The organism is Micromonospora sp. NPDC048999, assembly GCF_040649295.1.
In the GTDB taxonomy this organism is placed as follows: Bacteria; Actinomycetota; Actinomycetes; order Mycobacteriales; family Micromonosporaceae; genus Micromonospora.
In genome coordinates this window covers 1-16769 of sequence record NZ_JBEZFI010000069.1, presented here as the reverse complement: position 1 = coordinate 16769, position 16769 = coordinate 1, and the positions used below count along the sequence as shown (strand labels likewise).

The window sequence follows — 16769 nt, the reverse complement described above, 5'->3', positions numbered from 1 at the left end:
ACCAGCGAACCCGCCACTGACCAGCCCGGAACACAACCCTTCTAACCAGCACAACTCGAAAGATCAGCCGTTACACCACTTCCAGGGGCTTGACCCGGAGCCCTGGTAGGTGACCGTGCCTCGGCAGCCAAGTCGGTCCAGTCTCGTCCGCATCCGTTTCGCTTCGGGTGGCTCCGACAGCATTCGTTGCGGGGAGAGGAGCTGCGGGAAAGTGTGCCGGTCAGTCTGGGTTAGGGGCGAAGGGACGGCGGCGCGGTTGCCGCAGCTCCCAGTCGGCTGGACAGAGGTATGCCCAAGCGCCCGCTGTCACTGACCCCATCTCGGGCGGATCGTTGCCCCAGCTCGGTGACCGGTTCGCGACATGCTGCTCGTAGCGCTCGTAGACTGCTGGAAAGTGGTACTGCGAATCGGTTCGCCAGAGGGCGTACGGCTGCTCTCGCATCCAGTCGCAGGCCGCGTCGCCCTCGGCGAGCAGATCGGCGGCGGGCGGCAGGACCAGCACTGGGCCGTCGCTGTGCGGATCGCCGTACTGCTTGAGGTAGGTCAGGTAACCGTCCTCGTCTCTGGGGTGGGTTACATGCACGCCGAGGACGGTGACCGGTACGGCCAGGACGCCCGCCGCAGCCAGGCCGAGCGTGATCCGCAGACGTTTCCGCATGCGGCAAAGGTTAGATCGACGGTGCTCTTCTCGCCGACTGGTCGCCCGGCGAGGCCGCGGACAGCCCGCAGTTCGTCCCCGTGCTCAAGAAGATCCGGGTCCGCGGGCCGATCGGCCGCCCCCGCACCCGGCCCGACGCGGTCGCCGGGGACAAGGCCTACTCGTCCCGCGGCAACCGCGCCTACCTACGAAAAACACCACATCAAGGCAGTCATCCCAGAGAAGAGAGGCCAAGCCGCGAACCAGAAGAAGAAGGGCAGCCAGGGCGGCCGACCCGTCACCCACGGCGCCGACCTCTGCAAGGAGCGGAACACCGTCGAGCGCCTGATCAACAAGCTGAAGGCCTGGCGAGGCATCGCCACCCGGTACGACAAGACCCCCGACAGCTACCTCGCCGGCCTCCACCTCCGCGCCTCCATGATCTGGATCAAAGACCTCACCCAGACCACTCCGTGATCACAACTCGATACGCGCCCTACCGTCAAGGGGCGACCCTTGAGGACCGACGCTCGGAAAAGTCGCCACCGTTCCGGCCGTTTGGGCGTTGAGCCGCAACGCTGCCACCTCGCCCAGGTCAACCAGAGGTTCACCGGACTCAGTGATCGGTAGGGCCGGATCGCAGCGGCCCTTACTGTGGAACATCGCTGATCTCCCCTTCGGGCTCGGGTGCAGCGGGCGTGACGAGTAACGGCCGCGACCCGGCCGGGCGCGAGGCCCGGCCGGTGCGGATGCGCCGGTGGCCCACCGGTCGAGTCGGCGGGCCACCGGTTTTTACACGAAGAAGGTTCGGGACGGGTCGGTCCAACCCTGTCCGACGACGCGCGGGTTGCCCCAGGAGTAGTTGATGCCGTCGATGTTGGGGAAGGCCCGCAGGTCGCCGTTGGCGTCGTTGCCCGGTGATACAGCCCGATGGACCGCACGGTCAACGCCTCGCCACGGCGGCTACCCACCCGGCGGTAGGCGGCCAATGACTCGGTCAGGTCGGCGAGTGCCGCGGGATAGTCACCCTGCTCCAAGCGGACCGACCCGGTGAGGCGCAGCGTGTAGCCGATGCCAGTGTCGTCGCCGGCTGCCAGGAGCAGAGCGCTGGCCTGGGCCAGGAAGTGCAGCGCCTCGGCCAAGTGACCTGGTTCGCGACAGGCGGTGCCCAGCCCGGCCAGCGCAGCCGCGGTGCCCTGCGTCTCACCGACGTCGCGGAACCGACTGACCGACTCCTGGAAGTGCTGCCGGGCCTCGGTGTAGCGGTCCTGGTCGTAGCGAAGCTGGGCGAGTTCGGCGAGCACCACGGCCTCCTTGCGGACGTCCCCGGCCCGGCGTACCGCGCCGAGCGCCGCCACGACGACGCGCTCCCCGCCACGAGCGCGTTCTGTTCCGCCTGGAACCAGCCCCACGGGTCGCGGGTGAGCGGTTCGACGATCTGTTCGTCGACAGGTTGGCCGTCCGTGTGGCGTCGCCAGGGGATGTCCGAGGGCGGCGAGTCAACGCTGACGCGCCGCACCGCTCCCAGCCAACCCCGCAGGACTGCGGCGACCGCGCCGACCAGGTCCCCGCTCGGCTCCTCGGCCTGGGCGCACTCCCGCGCGTACAGCCGAAGCAGGTCGTGCAGCCGATAGCGCAGCGCGCCCAACTGGTCCACCCCGACGAACTCCACCAGCTGCGCGTCGACCAACTCCTCCACCAGCAGCTCCGCGTCATAGAGCGAGATGCCGGCCAGCCAGGACACGGTCCACACCGCGAAATCGGGTACGCCAAGGAAGCCCAGCCGCCGCAGCACCAGTCGGGCCGGTTCCGCCACACCCGGTAGCTCAGCCCGATCGTGAGGCGAACGCTGGCATCCGGAGTGGCCAGCTCGTTCAGCCGGCGGATCTCGTCGGACAGCCGGTCCGCGAAGACCCGCAACGGCATCGCCCTGCGGGCGGCGATGCGTGCTCCGGCGATGCGGATGGCCAGTGGCAGGCCGCCACAGCTCTCGAGCACCCGGTGACCAGCGAGCACGCCCGAAATCATGATTCGCTACCAGATCCAAGATCCGCCACCCGGATTACCTGTTCAAGGCGGCATGACGAGGCGCTAGGCTACGTGGCATTGTGTCTTGGAACGCTTCGCCATAATGCATTGCCGCCTGCAGAGTGCCCTGCCTTCCCTCTCCAAGGAGCGCCGATCACCGCAATCGGAGACTCGGTCTACTTTGGCTGGAAGAATGTGAATGTGCGGATGCCTGCCCCGCGGATAGCGCTGCGGAGCGAACGGCCTCCATCATGGCCGTATGGCGGGTACGAGCAGGCGTGAGTTGCCGTTTCTCGGCCGGGTTGCGGCCCCCTTCCGGTCGGAGGTTGTCCGGGAGAACCTCACCCTCGCCGTGGCAGCCGTCGCGCTGACATTAAGCATCGTCTCGACGGTGAACTCTTGCCAGGCCATGGAAAGATCGGATCAGCAGCAGCGCGCCGACCGGCTGGCCAGCGCCGCCACTCTACTGAGTTCCGACGTCGCCGGTGCTCGGGTCGCCGGCGTACGCGCGATGCTTGCACTCGCCGACGACTTCCAGGAGGAACGGCCGACCGTGCTTGATCTCCTGAGCGCCCACGTGGCCGGCCAGGCGGCGCGGCGGGAAGCGCCACCGAAGGGTGAGTTCGAGTGCCCACGGGTGGGGCGCGACTTCGACGAGGCCCTCAGTGCCGTGACTAAACTGTACGCCCCGCAACGTGCGCTCGACATCAAGGAAGGCCGAGCGCCTTACCGCCTCGAGTTGTCCGGCGTGTGCTTGCTCAACGCGAAACTGGCCGACGCAAATCTGGAGTTTGCCGACCTCACTTGGGCCAGACTCGACGGAGCCGACCTCAGCGGAGCGAGGTTGAGCTGTGCCGACTTCACTGGCGCCTTCCTGCAGAACACAGTGATGCGCGACACCCAGTTGCACGGCGCGAACTTCTCCCTCGCGTTGGTCAAGAAGACCTCGGTGGACTTCACAGGCATCATCCGGACCGATCTGCGCAACGCCACCTTCACCGACACCAGCTTCGTCAACGAGACCGCCGAGCCTCTTGCGGTCAACGCCGACCGCCGCGGGGCCACCTGGCTGGGCGCCACGATCGGTCCCAAGGCCCACCAGGGCAAAGCGCTGCCGGGAGGCTTCGATGCCTTCACCGACTTCGACGCCTCCAAGACCAACCCGAATCCGCCATCCTGCCATCCTGCCGCGGCTCCACTTCCGAGTGTCCAGCCCGCCCCTGCGACGCCTACGACGCCGAGCGCGTGACCGGCCACCGCGCAATCAGCGCGGAGTGGCCAACCCGGGGCGACGGTTCGATCACCACTGGTGATCGAACCGTTGCGTGGAAAGGCTCAGTTGGGCAGCATCTGAGATCGACCGTTCGGCTCAGGCGAGGATCCTGGTGATGGCGTCGATGTTCGCGGCGGCGTGGGCGCGTAGTAGGGCAGCGAACTGGTCGGCGGGCAGGATCCGGATGCCGAGTTGCTCGGCCTTGTCGGCTTTCGTGCCGGCACCGTCGCCGACGACGACCATATCGGTACGTTTGGACACCGACCCGGAGGACTTCCCGCCGAGCGTTTCGACGGCCTCGTTTCCCTCGTTGCGGGTCAGGCCCGGGACCGCGCCGGTCACGACGACGGTCATCGGGGTTCCGTCGGGCTTCTGTAGCGGGAGACGACGGGCGGCTGCACCGTCCGGCGCCGGTGCGGCGACGGCCGCAGCACCCGGTTCGGTCATGTTCACCCCGCGCGCGGCGAGTTTGTCGATCACGCTGGCCAGCTCGACCAGTTCGGTGGCGATGGTGACAGCACGTTCCGGGCCGACGCCCTCGACCTGCTGGAGGTCGTCGACAGTGGCGTCGAGCAGGGCTTGCATCGTGCCAAAGTGTCGGGCCAGCCTCCGGGACATGGACCGGCCCGTCATCCGTACCCCGAGGCCGGTCAGCACCCGCGACAGCGGCCGGTTCCTCGATGCCTGGATGCTGGCTACCAGCTTGCCGGCGGAGATCTCGCCCATCCGGTCGAGCGCGGCGAGGGTGGGCACGTCGAGGTCGTACAGGTCGGCCGGGTCGGTCACGAGCTTGGCCGCGACCAGCATGTTGATGATCTTGTCGCCAAGTCCTTCGATGTCCATCGAATCGCGGGTGGCGTAGTAGGCGAGCGACTCGTGCGCACCGCAGGCCCGACCGCGGGTGCAGCGCCACCGCTTCTGCGAGCGGTCGATGTCGCCGTCGCAGCGGGGACAGACCGTTGGGGCCTCGAACAGTGCGGCGTCGGCCGGCCGGTCGTCGAGCTTGGCGCCGGTGATCTCGGGGATGACGTCGCCGGCGCGGCGCACGAACACGGTGTCACCGGCGCGGACGTTGCGGCGGAGCAGGTCGTCGAAGTTGTGCAGAGTGGCGGAGGTGACGGTGACGCCACCGACGACGACCGGTTCGAGCACCGCGACGGGGGTGATCACGCCGGTGCGGCCGACCTGAACCTCGATACGTAGTAGTCGGGTCGTACGGGTGTCGGCGGGGAACTTGTAGGCGATGCCCCACCGTGGTGCCCGGCTGGAAAAGCCGGCCCGGTCCCGGTCGGCGGGCTGGTCAGCCTTGATGACCGCCCCGTCCACCCCGAACCCCAGCTCCCCACGACGAGTGCGCAGAGCCTCCACCGCGGCGATGACCTCATCAACGCTTGAGCACAGCGGCATCCCGGCCGCCGAAGTCGCGGTCGTCGCGACACCGAGCTGCCCGACGCGGGCCATCGCGACCGAGTGCGGCAACGGCTCACCGTCGGCGCCGTCGAGGCCGTGTACGGCGTAAGCCAGGAACGACAGCGGCGCATCGTAGGCACGGTCCTGCGCGCGCAGCGTGCCGGCCGCGGCGCTGCGCGGGTGGGCGAACGCCGGCTCGCCATGCCCGGTACGCAGCACGTTGGCGGCGGCGAAGTCGACGTCGGTCATGAACACCTCGCCCCGGACTTCCACCGTCAACGGCTCCGCCAGGCGAGCAGGCAACCCGGCCGCCCGCCGGGCTTGCCCGGTCACATCCTCACCGGCCCGCCCGTCACCGCGGGTCGCGACCATGGTCAGCCGCCCGTCGGCGTACCGGGCAGCGACCGCCAGACCGTCGATCTTCGGCTCGACCGTGTATCCACCCACCGGCCGGCCCAGCAACCGTTCCAGCCGGCCGGCCCACTTGCGCAGCGTCTCCTCATCGAACACGTTGTCCAGGCTGAGCATCGGCGAGCTGTGCTCGACATCGCCAATCACACCGCCGCCGGTCGCGACCACCTCCGTCGGGGAGTCGTCGGCCTTCCACTCCGGGCGGGCGGCCTCGGTCGCGGCGACCCGCGCCAACAACGCGTCGTAGGTCGCATCGTCCATGACCAAGCCCGACCCACCGTAGTACGCCGCAGCGGCCGTCCGGACCTCGGCGATCGCTGACCGGTACGCCTGCACCGAATCGAAGGGCTCGGCGCGCGCGGCGTCAACGACCGGGTCGACGGCGTCGACCAGTTCCTCACCGATAACACCGGGGCTGGCCATCGCCGACCTCCTTGACTTCGCGCCGGCCACGCCCACGGCGGCGGCGCGGCACAGACCTGCCCGACCTGGGCTGCCCTGATGCACAACTTAGCGGCCAGGTACGACATCGATGGCGCCATCGGGCGCCGGACCATGCAAACCCCAGTTCGGTCCGGATGGCGTGGTGGCGGTGGAGGTGAGCAAGGCCCTGATCCCGATCGGCGGTGGTGAGGGCCAAGCCGAGGAACCGTCAGGCGCAGGTGATGGGACGAACGACCAGGTTCGGACATCGTCCGCGACCGACGGTCGGCGCAAGCAGCACGGCGTGACCGTGTACACATGCATGGCGGAACATCCTGTCCCGCCCGAATCTCAAGATCAAATGCTTCGACCGGCTAAACCTGACGGCCGCTTGGGTGCAGCCAGCTTGATTGGACTGTTTGAGCAGAAGCGAAAGGCGTTGCCGTTCGCGGATGGGCTTAAATCATGGCTGGACGTCGCGCTGCAGGTGAACGCTTATGGGCTTGTCCGGAAGTAGGACGAACAGGCGCTCTTACCCCAAGACGTGGACGGGTCTGCTTGGTTTATCGGGGAGCTGTAGGGCTCAGTTTGCTCGGGGCAGACGTCGGGGCCCGGCCTCCCGCTCAGCGAGGGGCCAGGCAGACCAGGCTGACCTCGTTGACTCGACTGCGCGATCCCGGGGTGACCCGCGACCTACGAGCCGCGGATGCTCTGGGGAGGAAGCCCATCGGCGAGCCGCCGTAGTTCGGCCACATGTCCGGCGAAGGCCACACGCCCGGTGCGGGTCAGACGGGCCCAGGTGCGCGTGCGCCCACCAGAGGCCGACTTACGCAGCGCGACGTAACCGGCCTCTTCGAGGACGCGCAGGTGCTTGCTGAGGACTGAGTCGCTGATGCCGAACGCGTCGCGGAGGGCCGCGAACTCGGCATCATCGAGCGTCGAAAGCATCGAGCAAACCTGCAGCCGGATCGGCGCGTGGATTACGTGGTCAAAAAGGGGGCTCACCGATTTTCCCGCAACCGCCGGCGCAGGGCTTCGTCGAACCGGCCTCCCAGCAGGACGGTGAGGGGAATCTGCAGGACGGCGACAGCGATCGAGGCTGGCCAGACATTGAGGACGATAGCGGCGAGCGCACTCAAGCCGCCGGCGACGAGTAAGACCAGCACCAGAGCCCAGGCCCAACGGCTCGCAGGGCCGGCGTTGATGCCGCTGACCCACACGCCCGTCATGGTGCGGTACGCCCGGGCCAACCCTCCGCAGCCGACGATGAAAAGGACGACGGATGCATACCAGAAGGCGAGGGAACCGGTGGCGGGGGCGGCGATGACCCCGGCGGCCATGAGGCCGAGAACCGGGTGGTACCACCAGGGGGTGATCAGGCGGTCGGCCAGCTGGAGCCGCGTCGACGTGACGAGGTCGAGCCTGGCGGCGGCCTCTTGCGGGTCAAGTTCCCTTTCCATGGTGGAAAGTCTGCCATGGACTTTCCATAGCGGCAAGTCAACCCAGCCGGCGACCATTGTCTCTGCTGCACCAACGGCCTCGACAAGATCCGGCCTGCTGACCGGCGGTGCTGCCCCGTTGGCCACTGTTGCCAGCGCTACCCAGGTCACGGCAGATCCAGTTGGTGCATGCGATGCTGCGCAACGCACCCCAATACACCATGCGCGAGGAGCTCGTGCCCACAACGTCGCCATGCTCGCCCGGGTTCCCTCGCCCCGCCACAAGGTCGGTAAGGGCCTGTCCGTCGACCAGGTGCGCAAGCTCCTCGCCGCTGCGGCGGGACACCGGCTGCACGCCCTTCACGCCGTGGCCGCCGCGATGGGCCTTTCGTCGCGGGTGAACTGGTCGGGCTGCGCTGGTCGGACGTCGACCTGAACGAGGGCACCCTGCGGGTCCAGCAGGTCCAGCGGGTTGCGGGGCAGCCCCACCTCCTGGACGGCAAAACCGAAGATTCCGAGGCGGTGTCGCCGCTCCCTGAGATCCCCTGGCTCACGCTGATTGAGCACCAGGAGCGCCAGCAGGCCGAGCGAGCCCCGCTCGCGGAGGTCCGTCAACGCTCCTAATCCGAAAATGAACAGTGCGTGGGCAGGCGGTAGCGCCCGGCAGAGTGCGACGCAGCCGGGACGGGCTGGTGGTGATCAGGCCGCTGCCGGTTGGAGGGTGACGGTGTAACCGAGCGCTTCGAGTTGGCGGATGTGGCCTCGTTGCGGCGCTCGGGGTCGATGCGAGTGGTGTAGAAGTCGGCGCCGAGGTCGTGGAAACGTGCGCCGTCTTGGGAGAGCAGGTGCCAGATGATGACCAGCAGGGACCGGCCGATCGCTACGACGGCTTTCTTGCGGCCGCGTCGGCGGGCGATGCGCCGGTACCGTTCCCCGAGGAAGGTGTCGGTCTTGCCGGCAGCCACCGCGGCGTTGCCCAGGACTCGGGCCAGGTAGGAGTTGCCGTGGCCGGTGGCGTTCTTGCCTTTCTTCTTGCCCGCGGACTCCTTCACGCCGGGCGCGAACTTGGCCCAGGACACCAGATGCCCGGCGGTGGGGAAGCGCTGCAACTGGATGCCGATCTCGGCCAGGATCACATGTGCCGCGGCCGGGTTGATGCCGGGGATCTCATCCAGCTTCTCCACCGCCGCCGCGAAAGGGCTCATCTGTTCCTCGATCTTGGCTTCGAGGGCGGCGATGTCGACGTTGATCGCGTCGACGCGGGCCAGCATCCGCTGAAGCAGGAACGCGTGGTGGTCGGTGAAGTGGCCGGCGAACGCCTCCTCCAGCAGGGCGATCTTGGCTCGCATGCTGCGCCTGGCCATCTGCGCCAGCGCCTTCGGGTCACGCTGGCCGGCGACCAGCGCGGCCAGCATGTCGCGGCCCGATACCCCGAAGATGTCCGAGGCGACCACGCTGAGTTTGATTTGCGCCTCTTCGAGGAGCTTCTCCACCCGCTGCTTCTCCGCCGTGCGGACCGCCACCAGGTCGGCCCGGTAGCGGGTCAGGTCCCCGCAGCATGCGGATCGGCGGCGGTGGGACGAAGCTGGGGCGGATCATCTGCCGCTCGGCGACCTTGCACAGCCACACCGCGTCGAGCTTGTCGGTCTTGGGGCGGCCCGGCAGGTGTTTGACATCTTTGGCGTTGACCAGCCAGGTGTCGAATCCGTGGGCCTCCAGCAGATAGAACACCGGCTTCCAATAATCCGAGGTTGCTTCCATGACCACCCTGCTGACCCCCAAGGCGGCCAGCCGCTCGGCCATGCCCAGCAGCGAACGGGTCATCGCGGGATAGGTCGTCACTTCCTGCATCCGCCGACCCGACCGGCCCTGGCCGGGTACCCGCACGCAGCACACCAACTCCGCCTTGCCGATGTCCAACGCCGCGACCCGCTGGATGATCTCCTCGTTGTCCTGCGTCTCGGTCAGCACCGCGCCTCCTCGCGCCCGAAGGGGAAAGGGTGGCCGCTGCCCGCAGGAGCCATAGGGACAGTTGAAGAAATCTAATCCTCGTGCTCGAAGCAACACTGAAGGGCCCGTGAGTTGGCTCCCCGCACCCGGCTAATGAACGACCTCGACGATCAAGGAGACGACGGCGTCGGCGAACAGCGACCCCCCCCCGGTTACCTTTTTGATCGTCCCCAGCCGGGGACCCTCGGTCGCCCGGCCCGGTATGACTTACTTCCCCTGTCGTACGCATGATCCGGGGGGTGTTGTCGCCGGGTCGGGTGGCGTCGGCGGACCGCTGATAGGGACCAGGCCGCCCCTTGCTGGGGTAGGTCTCTTCGTAACGTGGCTGCCGGCAGTCCGACGCCCAGACCAGCGGCCGAGGCGCGGCGACGGTCATGTGTGGAGGCGGTGCAGGTGCACGGCGACTACCAGGTCTTCCTGGGCTTGGACGTCGGTAAGGGTGATCATCATGCGGTCGGGTTGGCCGTGGACGGCAAGCGGCTGCATGACGCGCCGCTGCCCAACACCGAGGCCCGGTTGCGGGCCGTGTTCGACAAACTCGGCCGCCACGGCAGGGTTCTGGTGGTGGTGGACCAGCCCGCGTCGATCGGCGCCCTGTCGGTGGCGGTCGCCCGGGCGTGTGGGCATCAGGTGGCCTACCTGCCCGGCCTGGCGATGCGGCGCATCGCCGACCTGTATCCCGGCAGCGCGAAGACCGACGCCCGCGACGCGTTTGTGATCGCGGACGCGGCACGCACCCTGCCGCACACCCTGCGGCGGGTCGACACCGGCGACGACGCCCTGGCCGAGTTGGAGATGCTGATCGGCTATGACGACGATCTCGCCGGCGAAGCCACCCGGGTCTCCAACCGCATCCGTGGCCTGCTCATCCAGATCCACCCCGCACTCGAACGCGTTCTCGGCCCCAAGATCCAGCACAAGGCGGTCCTGGAACTGCTCTCCCGCTGCGGCGGACCGATCGGGCTGCGCAAGGCCGGTCGACGCAAACTCACCCAGATCGCGGTCAAGAACGCGCCCCGCATGGGCACGGCACTGGTCGAAGCCATCTCCACCGCCTTGGACGAGCAGACCGTCACCGTCCCTGGCAGCCAGGCCGCCGAGACGATCCTGCCCCGCCTCGCCGACTCCCTGCGCGAGGTGCTGCGCCAACGCGACCAGGTCGCCGGCGAGGTGGAGAGGATGCTCGACGCGCACCCTCTCGCCGAGGTCCTGACCTCGATGCCCGGCATCGGCGTCAGGACCGGAGCCCGGATCCTGCTCGAAGTCGGCGACGGCTCCGCCTTCGCCGCCCCTGGGCACCTGGCCGCCTACGCCGGCCTGGCGCCGGTCACGCGACGCTCCGGCAGCTCCATCCGCGGTGAGCATCCGCCCAAGGGCGGCAACAAGCAGCTGAAACGCGCGTTCTTCCTCGCCGCGTTCGCGGCCCTGGCCGACCCCGCGTCCCGCGCCTACTACGACCGCAAACGCGCTGAAGGCAAGAAACACAACGCCGCCCTCATCTGCCTCGCCCGACGCCGCGTCGACGTCCTACACGCCATGCTCCGCGACAAGATCCCTTACCAACCCCGGCCGCTGCCGGCTCTAGCATCAGCCGCGTGATGGACCTGGACCTCGACAGTTTCGCGGATGCCGTCGCCGCCCACGCCGAGCAATGGAACAGCGCAGGCGTGCGCTGGGAACTGCATCGCGGGCCCACCCGCGACAAGTCAGCGGCCTGGATCGTCTGCACCACCCCCGACCGCGAGGCCCAGCTGACTGTCTGGACCAGCGGCGAAGCAGAACTCGACATCGCCCAGATCTCCGCCGGCACCGTCACCAGCACCCACTACGAAATGTCCACCGCCACCGACCTCAACGCCTGCCTCGACGAACTCACCCACCGGCTAACGTCGGCTCCCTCTGGGACTTGACCAAACCCATAGGGACACCCCCCCGATTTTCCGCGCGGAACGGGCGTCCCCCAAGGGGAGACAGAGGCTAATGAGACTTCCCGGGCGGCAGACCCGGCTCCGGTAGCCGCCGGCGGGTGAGCGCTCGCGGTTGCAGGACGCCTTCGCAGGCCTAGTGACAGATCGTGCCCCTGCCGGTGCTCGGAAGAGATGACCGCTGATGGGTTGTGCCGGGCGCAGCGGGTGAGAGCAGCGAAGCCGTCGAGCGGCTCTGCTACATGTCCAGCCCGCGCTGCGCTGCGGCTCGATGAATGGGCCGAATCGAGTTCGATCGGGTTTGTTGGCTCGGACAGGATGGCGGGGTGATCTGGGGGAGACGGGGTAGCGGGGTTCAGCGGTCGGCGGTGGGGGAGATCGGGCCGCTCGGGGCGGTGCGGGTCGCGGTCGACGGTGCCGCCGCGGGGCGGTGGGAGGGGTTGAACCATCTGGTCGAGGTGCTGTTCGAGGTCGATGCTGCCGGTGACGAGGTGGCGGCGCGGTCGGCGTTGACGGTGGTGGCCGATGTTGCGGGTTTGGTGGCCCGGCTAGACCGGCACTCGCGGCAGGCACCGTGGTATGGCCCGTACCAGGATTCCGCATTGCGGCGGGTAGGGGCGCGTTTCTCGGTCGCGACGTCGGGGCCTGTCGCGATGGCGCTCGCGAGCATGCACGGCGACGGGCGGATCCGGCAACGCGCGATCGCGGCGATGGTCGATCGCCCGTGCCCGGAGGTGATGCCATTCCTGGTGCTGCGTACCGCTGACTGGGTCAAGCCGGTGCGGGATCGGGCGCGGGCCGGCCTGGCGTTGTTGCTCGCCGACGATCCGGACGGTCATCTACCGGCGGTGCTGCCGATGGCGCTGCGCCTCGACACGTGGCTGCGGGGCGGCTTCGCCGTCACCCAGATACGGGCGGCATTGCTGTCGGCGCCACCTCAGGTGTGGCGCGGGCTGCTGGGATCGGGTGGCCGCCGGCAGCGGCGGTTCGTGTTCGACATCGTCCTGGCTCAGGGCTGGCTGCGTCTGCCCGACTACGTGACCTGGGCCGAGACCGACTCGGATACGGGGATTCGGGTCCGGGCGGCGGACGCGGCCTGCCGTGAGGCCGTGTGGACCCGCCGGCATGACGTTCTGCGTCGCCTGGCCCGGTCGGTTCGTGCTGAGGTGCGGGTGGTGGCGTTGACCGGGCTGGTCCGGGTCGGTCAGGACAGCGACGTTGCCGCGTATCTGGATGATGACGCGTCGCTGGTGCGGGCGGTGGCCCGGGACGCGGCCCGCCGGCTCGGCATCGACGCCCGAGAGCATCACCGGGCTGCGGTCAGCACCGGAGAACCGGCGCTGGGTGCGATTCTTGGGCTTGCCGAGACCGGTTCGGCAGCGGATGCCCCGCTGTTGCGGCCGCTGCTGACCCACTCGCAAGCCAGGGTCCGTGCCCAGGCGGTACGAGGCCTGCGCCTGCTCCAGGCGGTTGTCGCTCAGGAGGTGCTTCCGCTGCTACGGGATCCGTCGCCGGCGGTGGTCCGAGAGGTGACCACCGCGCTGCGGCCCTTGACCGGTGCCCTGCCGCCAGGCCTTCCGTGGCAGCTGCTCGGGGACGCCCGGGTGGAGTTGCGTCGGGCCGGCTACCGCCTCCTGCATGGCCACGGCGTCGATGTTCAGTTGCGCGCTGCCCTGATGCTCACCCTCGACCCGGACCCTCGCCTAGCCGAACGTGGCAAGGCCGACGTGACCCGCCTCGCCCGGGACGGCGCACGAATCACCTGGCGCCGCACTCCACCACCCGAGCTGCCGGTCACCGCCGCGCAGCACGGCGAGCTCGCCGCGTTGGCGGCACGGGCGGCGGCGGCACTCGGCGAGGACACCAGCCGGATGCTCACCACCTGGATGGCGCGTACCCGCCCCGGCACATGAGCGCGCTCCCTGCCTCACAACGGTCCGTGACCGATCCCGGGCCGGCGGACCTGCTCGTGTGCCTACGTATGGACATGTCAGGTGTTGAGGTTTGCCCATTGCGCGGAGGTCGGCAGCCCTCCGTAGTCCAGTCGGTGGACAATCGCGCGCCTGGTGGCCGAATCCAGGGTCTCGGGCAGGTGATCGAACGAGGCAGGCCAGACATCCAGCAGCGAGAAGACTTCCTGGCCGTCGCGCATCGTCAGCAGCAGCATGCACCGCCAGTGCGGGGATACTCGGCCCGCTGCCCAGCCCGGTGCACGAACACGGGGCGTAGGTAGTGCACGGCCTCAAGGGCGGCGTATTCGGCGAGCCAGCCGGCACCGTGGTTGCGGTTGAACCCGTACGCAATCGCCTCGGCGTCCAGCCGGATGAGGTCGGCGGTGTCGATCGCCTTGACGGTTCGGGGAACGCCGCACGACACACCCAGAGTCTTCCACGCGCCCGGACCCGGCTCCAAGATCCCTGATGCGAGTGCCGGAGGTACGGTCTGGCACGCAGGCCGGATGACGCATGAAGGCGTCCGTGGCATGGCCTGGCCCTACCCTGGCAACCGGTTCCCGCAGCACCTTGGGGTGGTGGTCCAGCGCACTGTTCTCGAAGGCACCGAGCCGGCCAGATCAGTAGTCCATGATGCAGAGGGTGACTGGCTGGTTTCCGACGACGTGAACGATCCGAACGGCAACGCCGTCCTGGCCTGCATGGAACATCTGGTCGCGGCGGACGGCACGATCGCCGAACTGGCCGCGATGCCACCAGGCACCGAGGCCTGGCGGCCCAACCAGGGCGAGCCTTGGCGCTTACAGCAGCACACCTACGCCGACGCGTAGGCCTCACCCGGTGCCGGTGGATCCGTCATCTGACGCCGCGAGGTCGTGCATTACTGCTTCGGGGAGCGACGGATTGGCTGCCGCAGCAGCGGCAACGCTGGTGTTGGCATCGGTGAGCAACTGGATGATCATCTGTGCGGGCAGCGCGGGGTGGCTCGCGGCGATCCGGCGTGCCTGCTCGTCGGCCAGGCAGGCAAGGAGGGCCTCGGCTGGCGCGTTCGGGTGCTCGGCGATGCGGCGGAGCGCCTTCTGCGCCGGTGGTGTCTGCTGGGCAAGCAGTACCAGCAGGCCGGGCGGACAGGACGGGTTGCCGGCGGCTTTCGCGGCGACCCGCGGACCGTGCGCCGCCACCATCGTCCGTAGCTGGGCTTCGCTCAAGGCCGGGTTCGTCGCGAGGGCGTTGAGCACTTTGGCGTCGCGGTCGCCGGCAAGCTGATCGATGATCTGGCTGGGAAGGTCGCGTCGCGCGGCGAGGAGCATCCGCACGGCCGGAACGCTCGAAGCAGCGAGTTCGCTGATCTCGGCCGGTGTGGCTGCCGCGATGCGCGGCAGCAGGGTGTGGCCGATCTTCGCCGATTCGGCCAGCTCGGCGAGGACATCGAGAGGCACGGCCGGGTTGTGAGCGAGGCACCGGCGTACGTCATAGGTGGTGTCGTCGGCCATAGCTCGGATGAGCGCTTCGTCGATGGCCGGGTTCGCGGCTACATCGCCGCGGATGCCGGGAATCAGATCCTGCGCGAGGACTCGGTAGACGTCCTGCGGCAGGTCGGTTCGGACGGCAAGCCGCCAGCGCACGTGTATCGACGGATGCACGGCGAACCGGCTGACAGTCTCGGCGGGCGTGCGTGGATTGAGCGTGAGCGCGTAGTCCAGGTCGTGCAGCGCGTCCTGGTGCCTGCCGTCGCAGCTCCAATGCTCTGCCAGCCAATGGCCTGACCCGTCACATGCCGGGCAAAGTTCCGCGGCCGGCGCGCGGCGCTCAGCCAGCGCGACGAGAACGTGACTCGGTGCGTGGTCGTTGCAGGCCACCGCTCGACGCACGCTCAGATGCGGATGGGTTGCGAGCCGCTCCGCCAAGGTGTCGCTGATCTTCGGTGACCTGGCGGCCTCGGCGACCACCTCTAGGTCCGGGTCGTCGGCGAGGGCGGCAACAACAGCGGCTGGCAGATGCGTGGCCGCGGCGAGAGCTCCACGCATGGCCGGGTCTGGGCTGGCGGCGAGCCGCCATGCCCAGTCCTCGGGGATCGGCGCGATGTCCGCCATGGCGATCACGACCAGTGGGTCGAAGCGGTCAAGCTCGTCCGGCCGCAACAGCCCGCGCGACAGCAGACGAATCACAACCTGAGCGTCACCGCAGCGAGCCAGGAGGCGGATCTGGTCTCCGCTGAGATCGTCACGGTCGGCCAGCTCAAGGCACACCGAGGCGTCGCCCAGTGCAGTCAGCTGTTCACCAAGAGAGGCGGGCAGGGCAGGGTTACGCGCCAGGCCGCAGCGCAACTCCCGCAGCCGCTCCTCCTCGGCGAGCATGGCTGCTTGATCGGTTCTGCGTCCCGGCAGATGGCTTGTCATGGGAGCGCCTGCCGGCGAGAACCTGCGTGGTTCGGCCAACTGATCAGATGTGACCGCATCATGCTGGCCGTTGTCTTGCTGTTCGGCGGGCCGGACCGCCGTACAGATGCACACGCTGATCAACGTCGTGGTCAGCGACGGCGCCGAGGAACAGGTCCGGCCGAGGTGACGCGAGCGCGACGTGCACCGTCCAGGCCTCGTAGTACCAGCGGGCGGCGCAGGCACAACCGGTGAACCGGAAATTGGCCCGGTAGCGGCCGTACTGACCAGGTTGGAGTGTGAACATCCGGTAGGACGTGCGCCAAGCCGGGTACGCGGCCCCGGCGGGGAGACGCTCAACCACCACGCCGTCAGCGGTGAGGTCGACATGCAGCCCGACCACCTGCACCGCCTGAACCCCCGAACCGACGGACGACGCCGGCCGGTAGCCGTCAGCCTCGTCAGCGAGAACATCGTGCACGACAAGCATCTCGCCCGCCGATAGCGGCGGAAGGTCATACGCATCCGCGACCGACCGACGTCGCACCGCGTGCGTCGCACCGCGGGCGTGGGCACCCCAGCGGACCCGGACACGTTGCACGACGAGCACGGCGACCAGGATGCGGACGACGCTGGGTAGCGCCACCGCGTTTCGGCGTTCGACCCTGACCAGAGCACCGACGGGCCCGAGGGGTGAGCCCGGGCGGGCCGCCGAGAATATGGGTCCTAACAGCTGTCCCGGGGAGCCACGATCGCTATGGCGGGCGAGTATGTCTTCTACCAGGGCATAAGAGGCCACGCAAATAGGTGGGCTTCATGGTCGGCGGGTGGGGCGGGTGTCCCACCGGTACAAGGTCCAGGCCTGCCGGAAGAGGCTACGTAC

16 protein-coding genes and 2 pseudogenes are annotated in these 16769 nt (G+C 68.6%); 7 read left to right on the top strand and 11 right to left on the bottom strand.

The features are described 5' to 3' along the window. Positions 1-220: 220 nt before the first annotated feature. On the bottom strand, positions 221-610 hold the full coding sequence (locus AB0C02_RS32350) for a hypothetical protein (protein ID WP_357552991.1): 390 nt from the start codon (positions 608-610) through the stop codon (positions 221-223). A 15-nt stretch (positions 611-625) separates the two neighbouring features. Here AB0C02_RS32350 and AB0C02_RS32345 point away from each other — a divergent pair. Then, a pseudogene (locus AB0C02_RS32345) lies at positions 626-1114 on the top strand (transposase); the annotation flags it as partial. On the opposite strand, the gene AB0C02_RS32340 reads toward AB0C02_RS32345, so the two are convergent. Beyond that, a complete protein-coding gene (locus AB0C02_RS32340; protein ID WP_357552987.1) occupies positions 1045-1941 on the bottom strand; it encodes a tetratricopeptide repeat protein in 897 nt (298 codons plus the stop codon). The pseudogene AB0C02_RS32345 and the gene AB0C02_RS32340 overlap by 70 nt on opposite strands. Positions 1942-2924: 983 nt before the next feature. Between AB0C02_RS32340 and AB0C02_RS32335 the strand changes: the two genes are divergently transcribed. Further along, positions 2925-3914, top strand: coding sequence for a pentapeptide repeat-containing protein (locus AB0C02_RS32335; RefSeq protein ID WP_357552985.1), 990 nt, complete (start codon positions 2925-2927; stop codon positions 3912-3914). Between the two features lie 120 nt (positions 3915-4034). Here AB0C02_RS32335 and ligA read toward each other — a convergent pair whose 3' ends face one another. Next, the gene (gene ligA / locus AB0C02_RS32330) at positions 4035-6182 is read right to left on the bottom strand and encodes an NAD-dependent DNA ligase LigA (RefSeq protein WP_357552984.1); all 2148 of its coding nucleotides are present in this window, start codon (positions 6180-6182) and stop codon (positions 4035-4037) included. Between the two features lie 175 nt (positions 6183-6357). On the opposite strand from ligA, the gene AB0C02_RS32325 reads away from it, so the two are divergent. After that, on the top strand, positions 6358-6699 hold the full coding sequence (locus AB0C02_RS32325) for a hypothetical protein (protein ID WP_357552982.1): 342 nt from the start codon (positions 6358-6360) through the stop codon (positions 6697-6699). A 176-nt stretch (positions 6700-6875) separates the two neighbouring features. Here AB0C02_RS32325 and AB0C02_RS32320 read toward each other — a convergent pair whose 3' ends face one another. The 4 genes and pseudogenes from AB0C02_RS32320 to AB0C02_RS32305 form a co-directional block, all read right to left on the bottom strand. Beyond that, on the bottom strand, positions 6876-7187 hold the full coding sequence (locus tag AB0C02_RS32320) for a transcriptional regulator (RefSeq protein WP_357552981.1): 312 nt from the start codon (positions 7185-7187) through the stop codon (positions 6876-6878). After that, positions 7184-7792, bottom strand: coding sequence for a hypothetical protein (locus AB0C02_RS32315; RefSeq protein WP_357552979.1), 609 nt, complete (start codon positions 7790-7792; stop codon positions 7184-7186). The genes AB0C02_RS32320 and AB0C02_RS32315 overlap by 4 nt, the downstream gene beginning before the upstream one ends. A gap of 189 nt (positions 7793-7981) precedes the next feature. After that, complete coding sequence (locus AB0C02_RS32310; RefSeq protein WP_357552978.1) at positions 7982-8236, bottom strand: hypothetical protein; 255 nt, start codon at positions 8234-8236, stop codon at positions 7982-7984. 84 nt (positions 8237-8320) lie between these two features. Continuing rightward, positions 8321-9562 (bottom strand): annotated as a pseudogene (locus AB0C02_RS32305) (IS110 family transposase). Between the two features lie 462 nt (positions 9563-10024). On the opposite strand from AB0C02_RS32305, the gene AB0C02_RS32300 reads away from it, so the two are divergent. From AB0C02_RS32300 to AB0C02_RS32290, 3 genes are all read left to right on the top strand, one after another. Further along, positions 10025-11230: an IS110 family transposase gene (locus AB0C02_RS32300; RefSeq protein WP_357552989.1), complete on the top strand. Its 1206-nt coding sequence runs from the start codon at positions 10025-10027 to the stop codon at positions 11228-11230. After that, positions 11230-11541 (top strand): hypothetical protein, encoded by a 312-nt coding sequence (locus AB0C02_RS32295; RefSeq protein WP_357552988.1) that lies wholly within the window; start codon positions 11230-11232, stop codon positions 11539-11541. Before AB0C02_RS32300 ends, AB0C02_RS32295 begins: the two co-directional genes overlap by 1 nt. Before the next feature lie 341 nt (positions 11542-11882). Then, positions 11883-13469, top strand: coding sequence for a hypothetical protein (locus AB0C02_RS32290; RefSeq protein ID WP_357552977.1), 1587 nt, complete (start codon positions 11883-11885; stop codon positions 13467-13469). Positions 13470-13546: 77 nt separating this feature from the next. On the opposite strand, the gene AB0C02_RS32285 is transcribed toward AB0C02_RS32290, so the two are convergent. Then, positions 13547-13723 (bottom strand): hypothetical protein, encoded by a 177-nt coding sequence (locus AB0C02_RS32285; protein ID WP_357552976.1) that lies wholly within the window; start codon positions 13721-13723, stop codon positions 13547-13549. Next, positions 13711-13932: a hypothetical protein gene (locus AB0C02_RS32280; RefSeq protein WP_357552974.1), complete on the bottom strand. Its 222-nt coding sequence runs from the start codon at positions 13930-13932 to the stop codon at positions 13711-13713. The genes AB0C02_RS32285 and AB0C02_RS32280 overlap by 13 nt, the downstream gene beginning before the upstream one ends. An 82-nt stretch (positions 13933-14014) precedes the next feature. Here AB0C02_RS32280 and AB0C02_RS32275 point away from each other — a divergent pair, with 82 nt between their 5' ends. Continuing rightward, a complete protein-coding gene (locus tag AB0C02_RS32275; protein WP_357552973.1) occupies positions 14015-14338 on the top strand; it encodes a hypothetical protein in 324 nt (107 codons plus the stop codon). A 3-nt stretch (positions 14339-14341) separates the two neighbouring features. Here AB0C02_RS32275 and AB0C02_RS32270 read toward each other — a convergent pair whose 3' ends face one another. Then, on the bottom strand, positions 14342-15865 hold the full coding sequence (locus tag AB0C02_RS32270) for a hypothetical protein (RefSeq protein WP_357552971.1): 1524 nt from the start codon (positions 15863-15865) through the stop codon (positions 14342-14344). A 100-nt stretch (positions 15866-15965) separates the two neighbouring features. Next, positions 15966-16496, bottom strand: a complete 531-nt coding sequence (locus tag AB0C02_RS32265; RefSeq protein WP_357552969.1) for a hypothetical protein — start codon at positions 16494-16496, stop codon at positions 15966-15968. Positions 16497-16769 lie beyond the last annotated feature (273 nt).

Coding starts and splice junctions, on each gene's coding strand:
- ligA (WP_357552984.1), bottom strand. CDS start 6,182: ATGGCCAGCCCCGGTGTTATCGGTGAGGAACTGGTCGACGCCGTCGAC.
- AB0C02_RS32270 (WP_357552971.1), bottom strand. CDS start 15,865: ATGCTCGCCGAGGAGGAGCGGCTGCGGGAGTTGCGCTGCGGCCTGGCG.
- AB0C02_RS32285 (WP_357552976.1), bottom strand. CDS start 13,723: ATGCTGCTGCTGACGATGCGCGACGGCCAGGAAGTCTTCTCGCTGCTG.
- AB0C02_RS32335 (WP_357552985.1), top strand. CDS start 2,925: ATGGCGGGTACGAGCAGGCGTGAGTTGCCGTTTCTCGGCCGGGTTGCG.
- AB0C02_RS32295 (WP_357552988.1), top strand. CDS start 11,230: ATGGACCTGGACCTCGACAGTTTCGCGGATGCCGTCGCCGCCCACGCC.
- AB0C02_RS32275 (WP_357552973.1), top strand. CDS start 14,015: ATGACGCATGAAGGCGTCCGTGGCATGGCCTGGCCCTACCCTGGCAAC.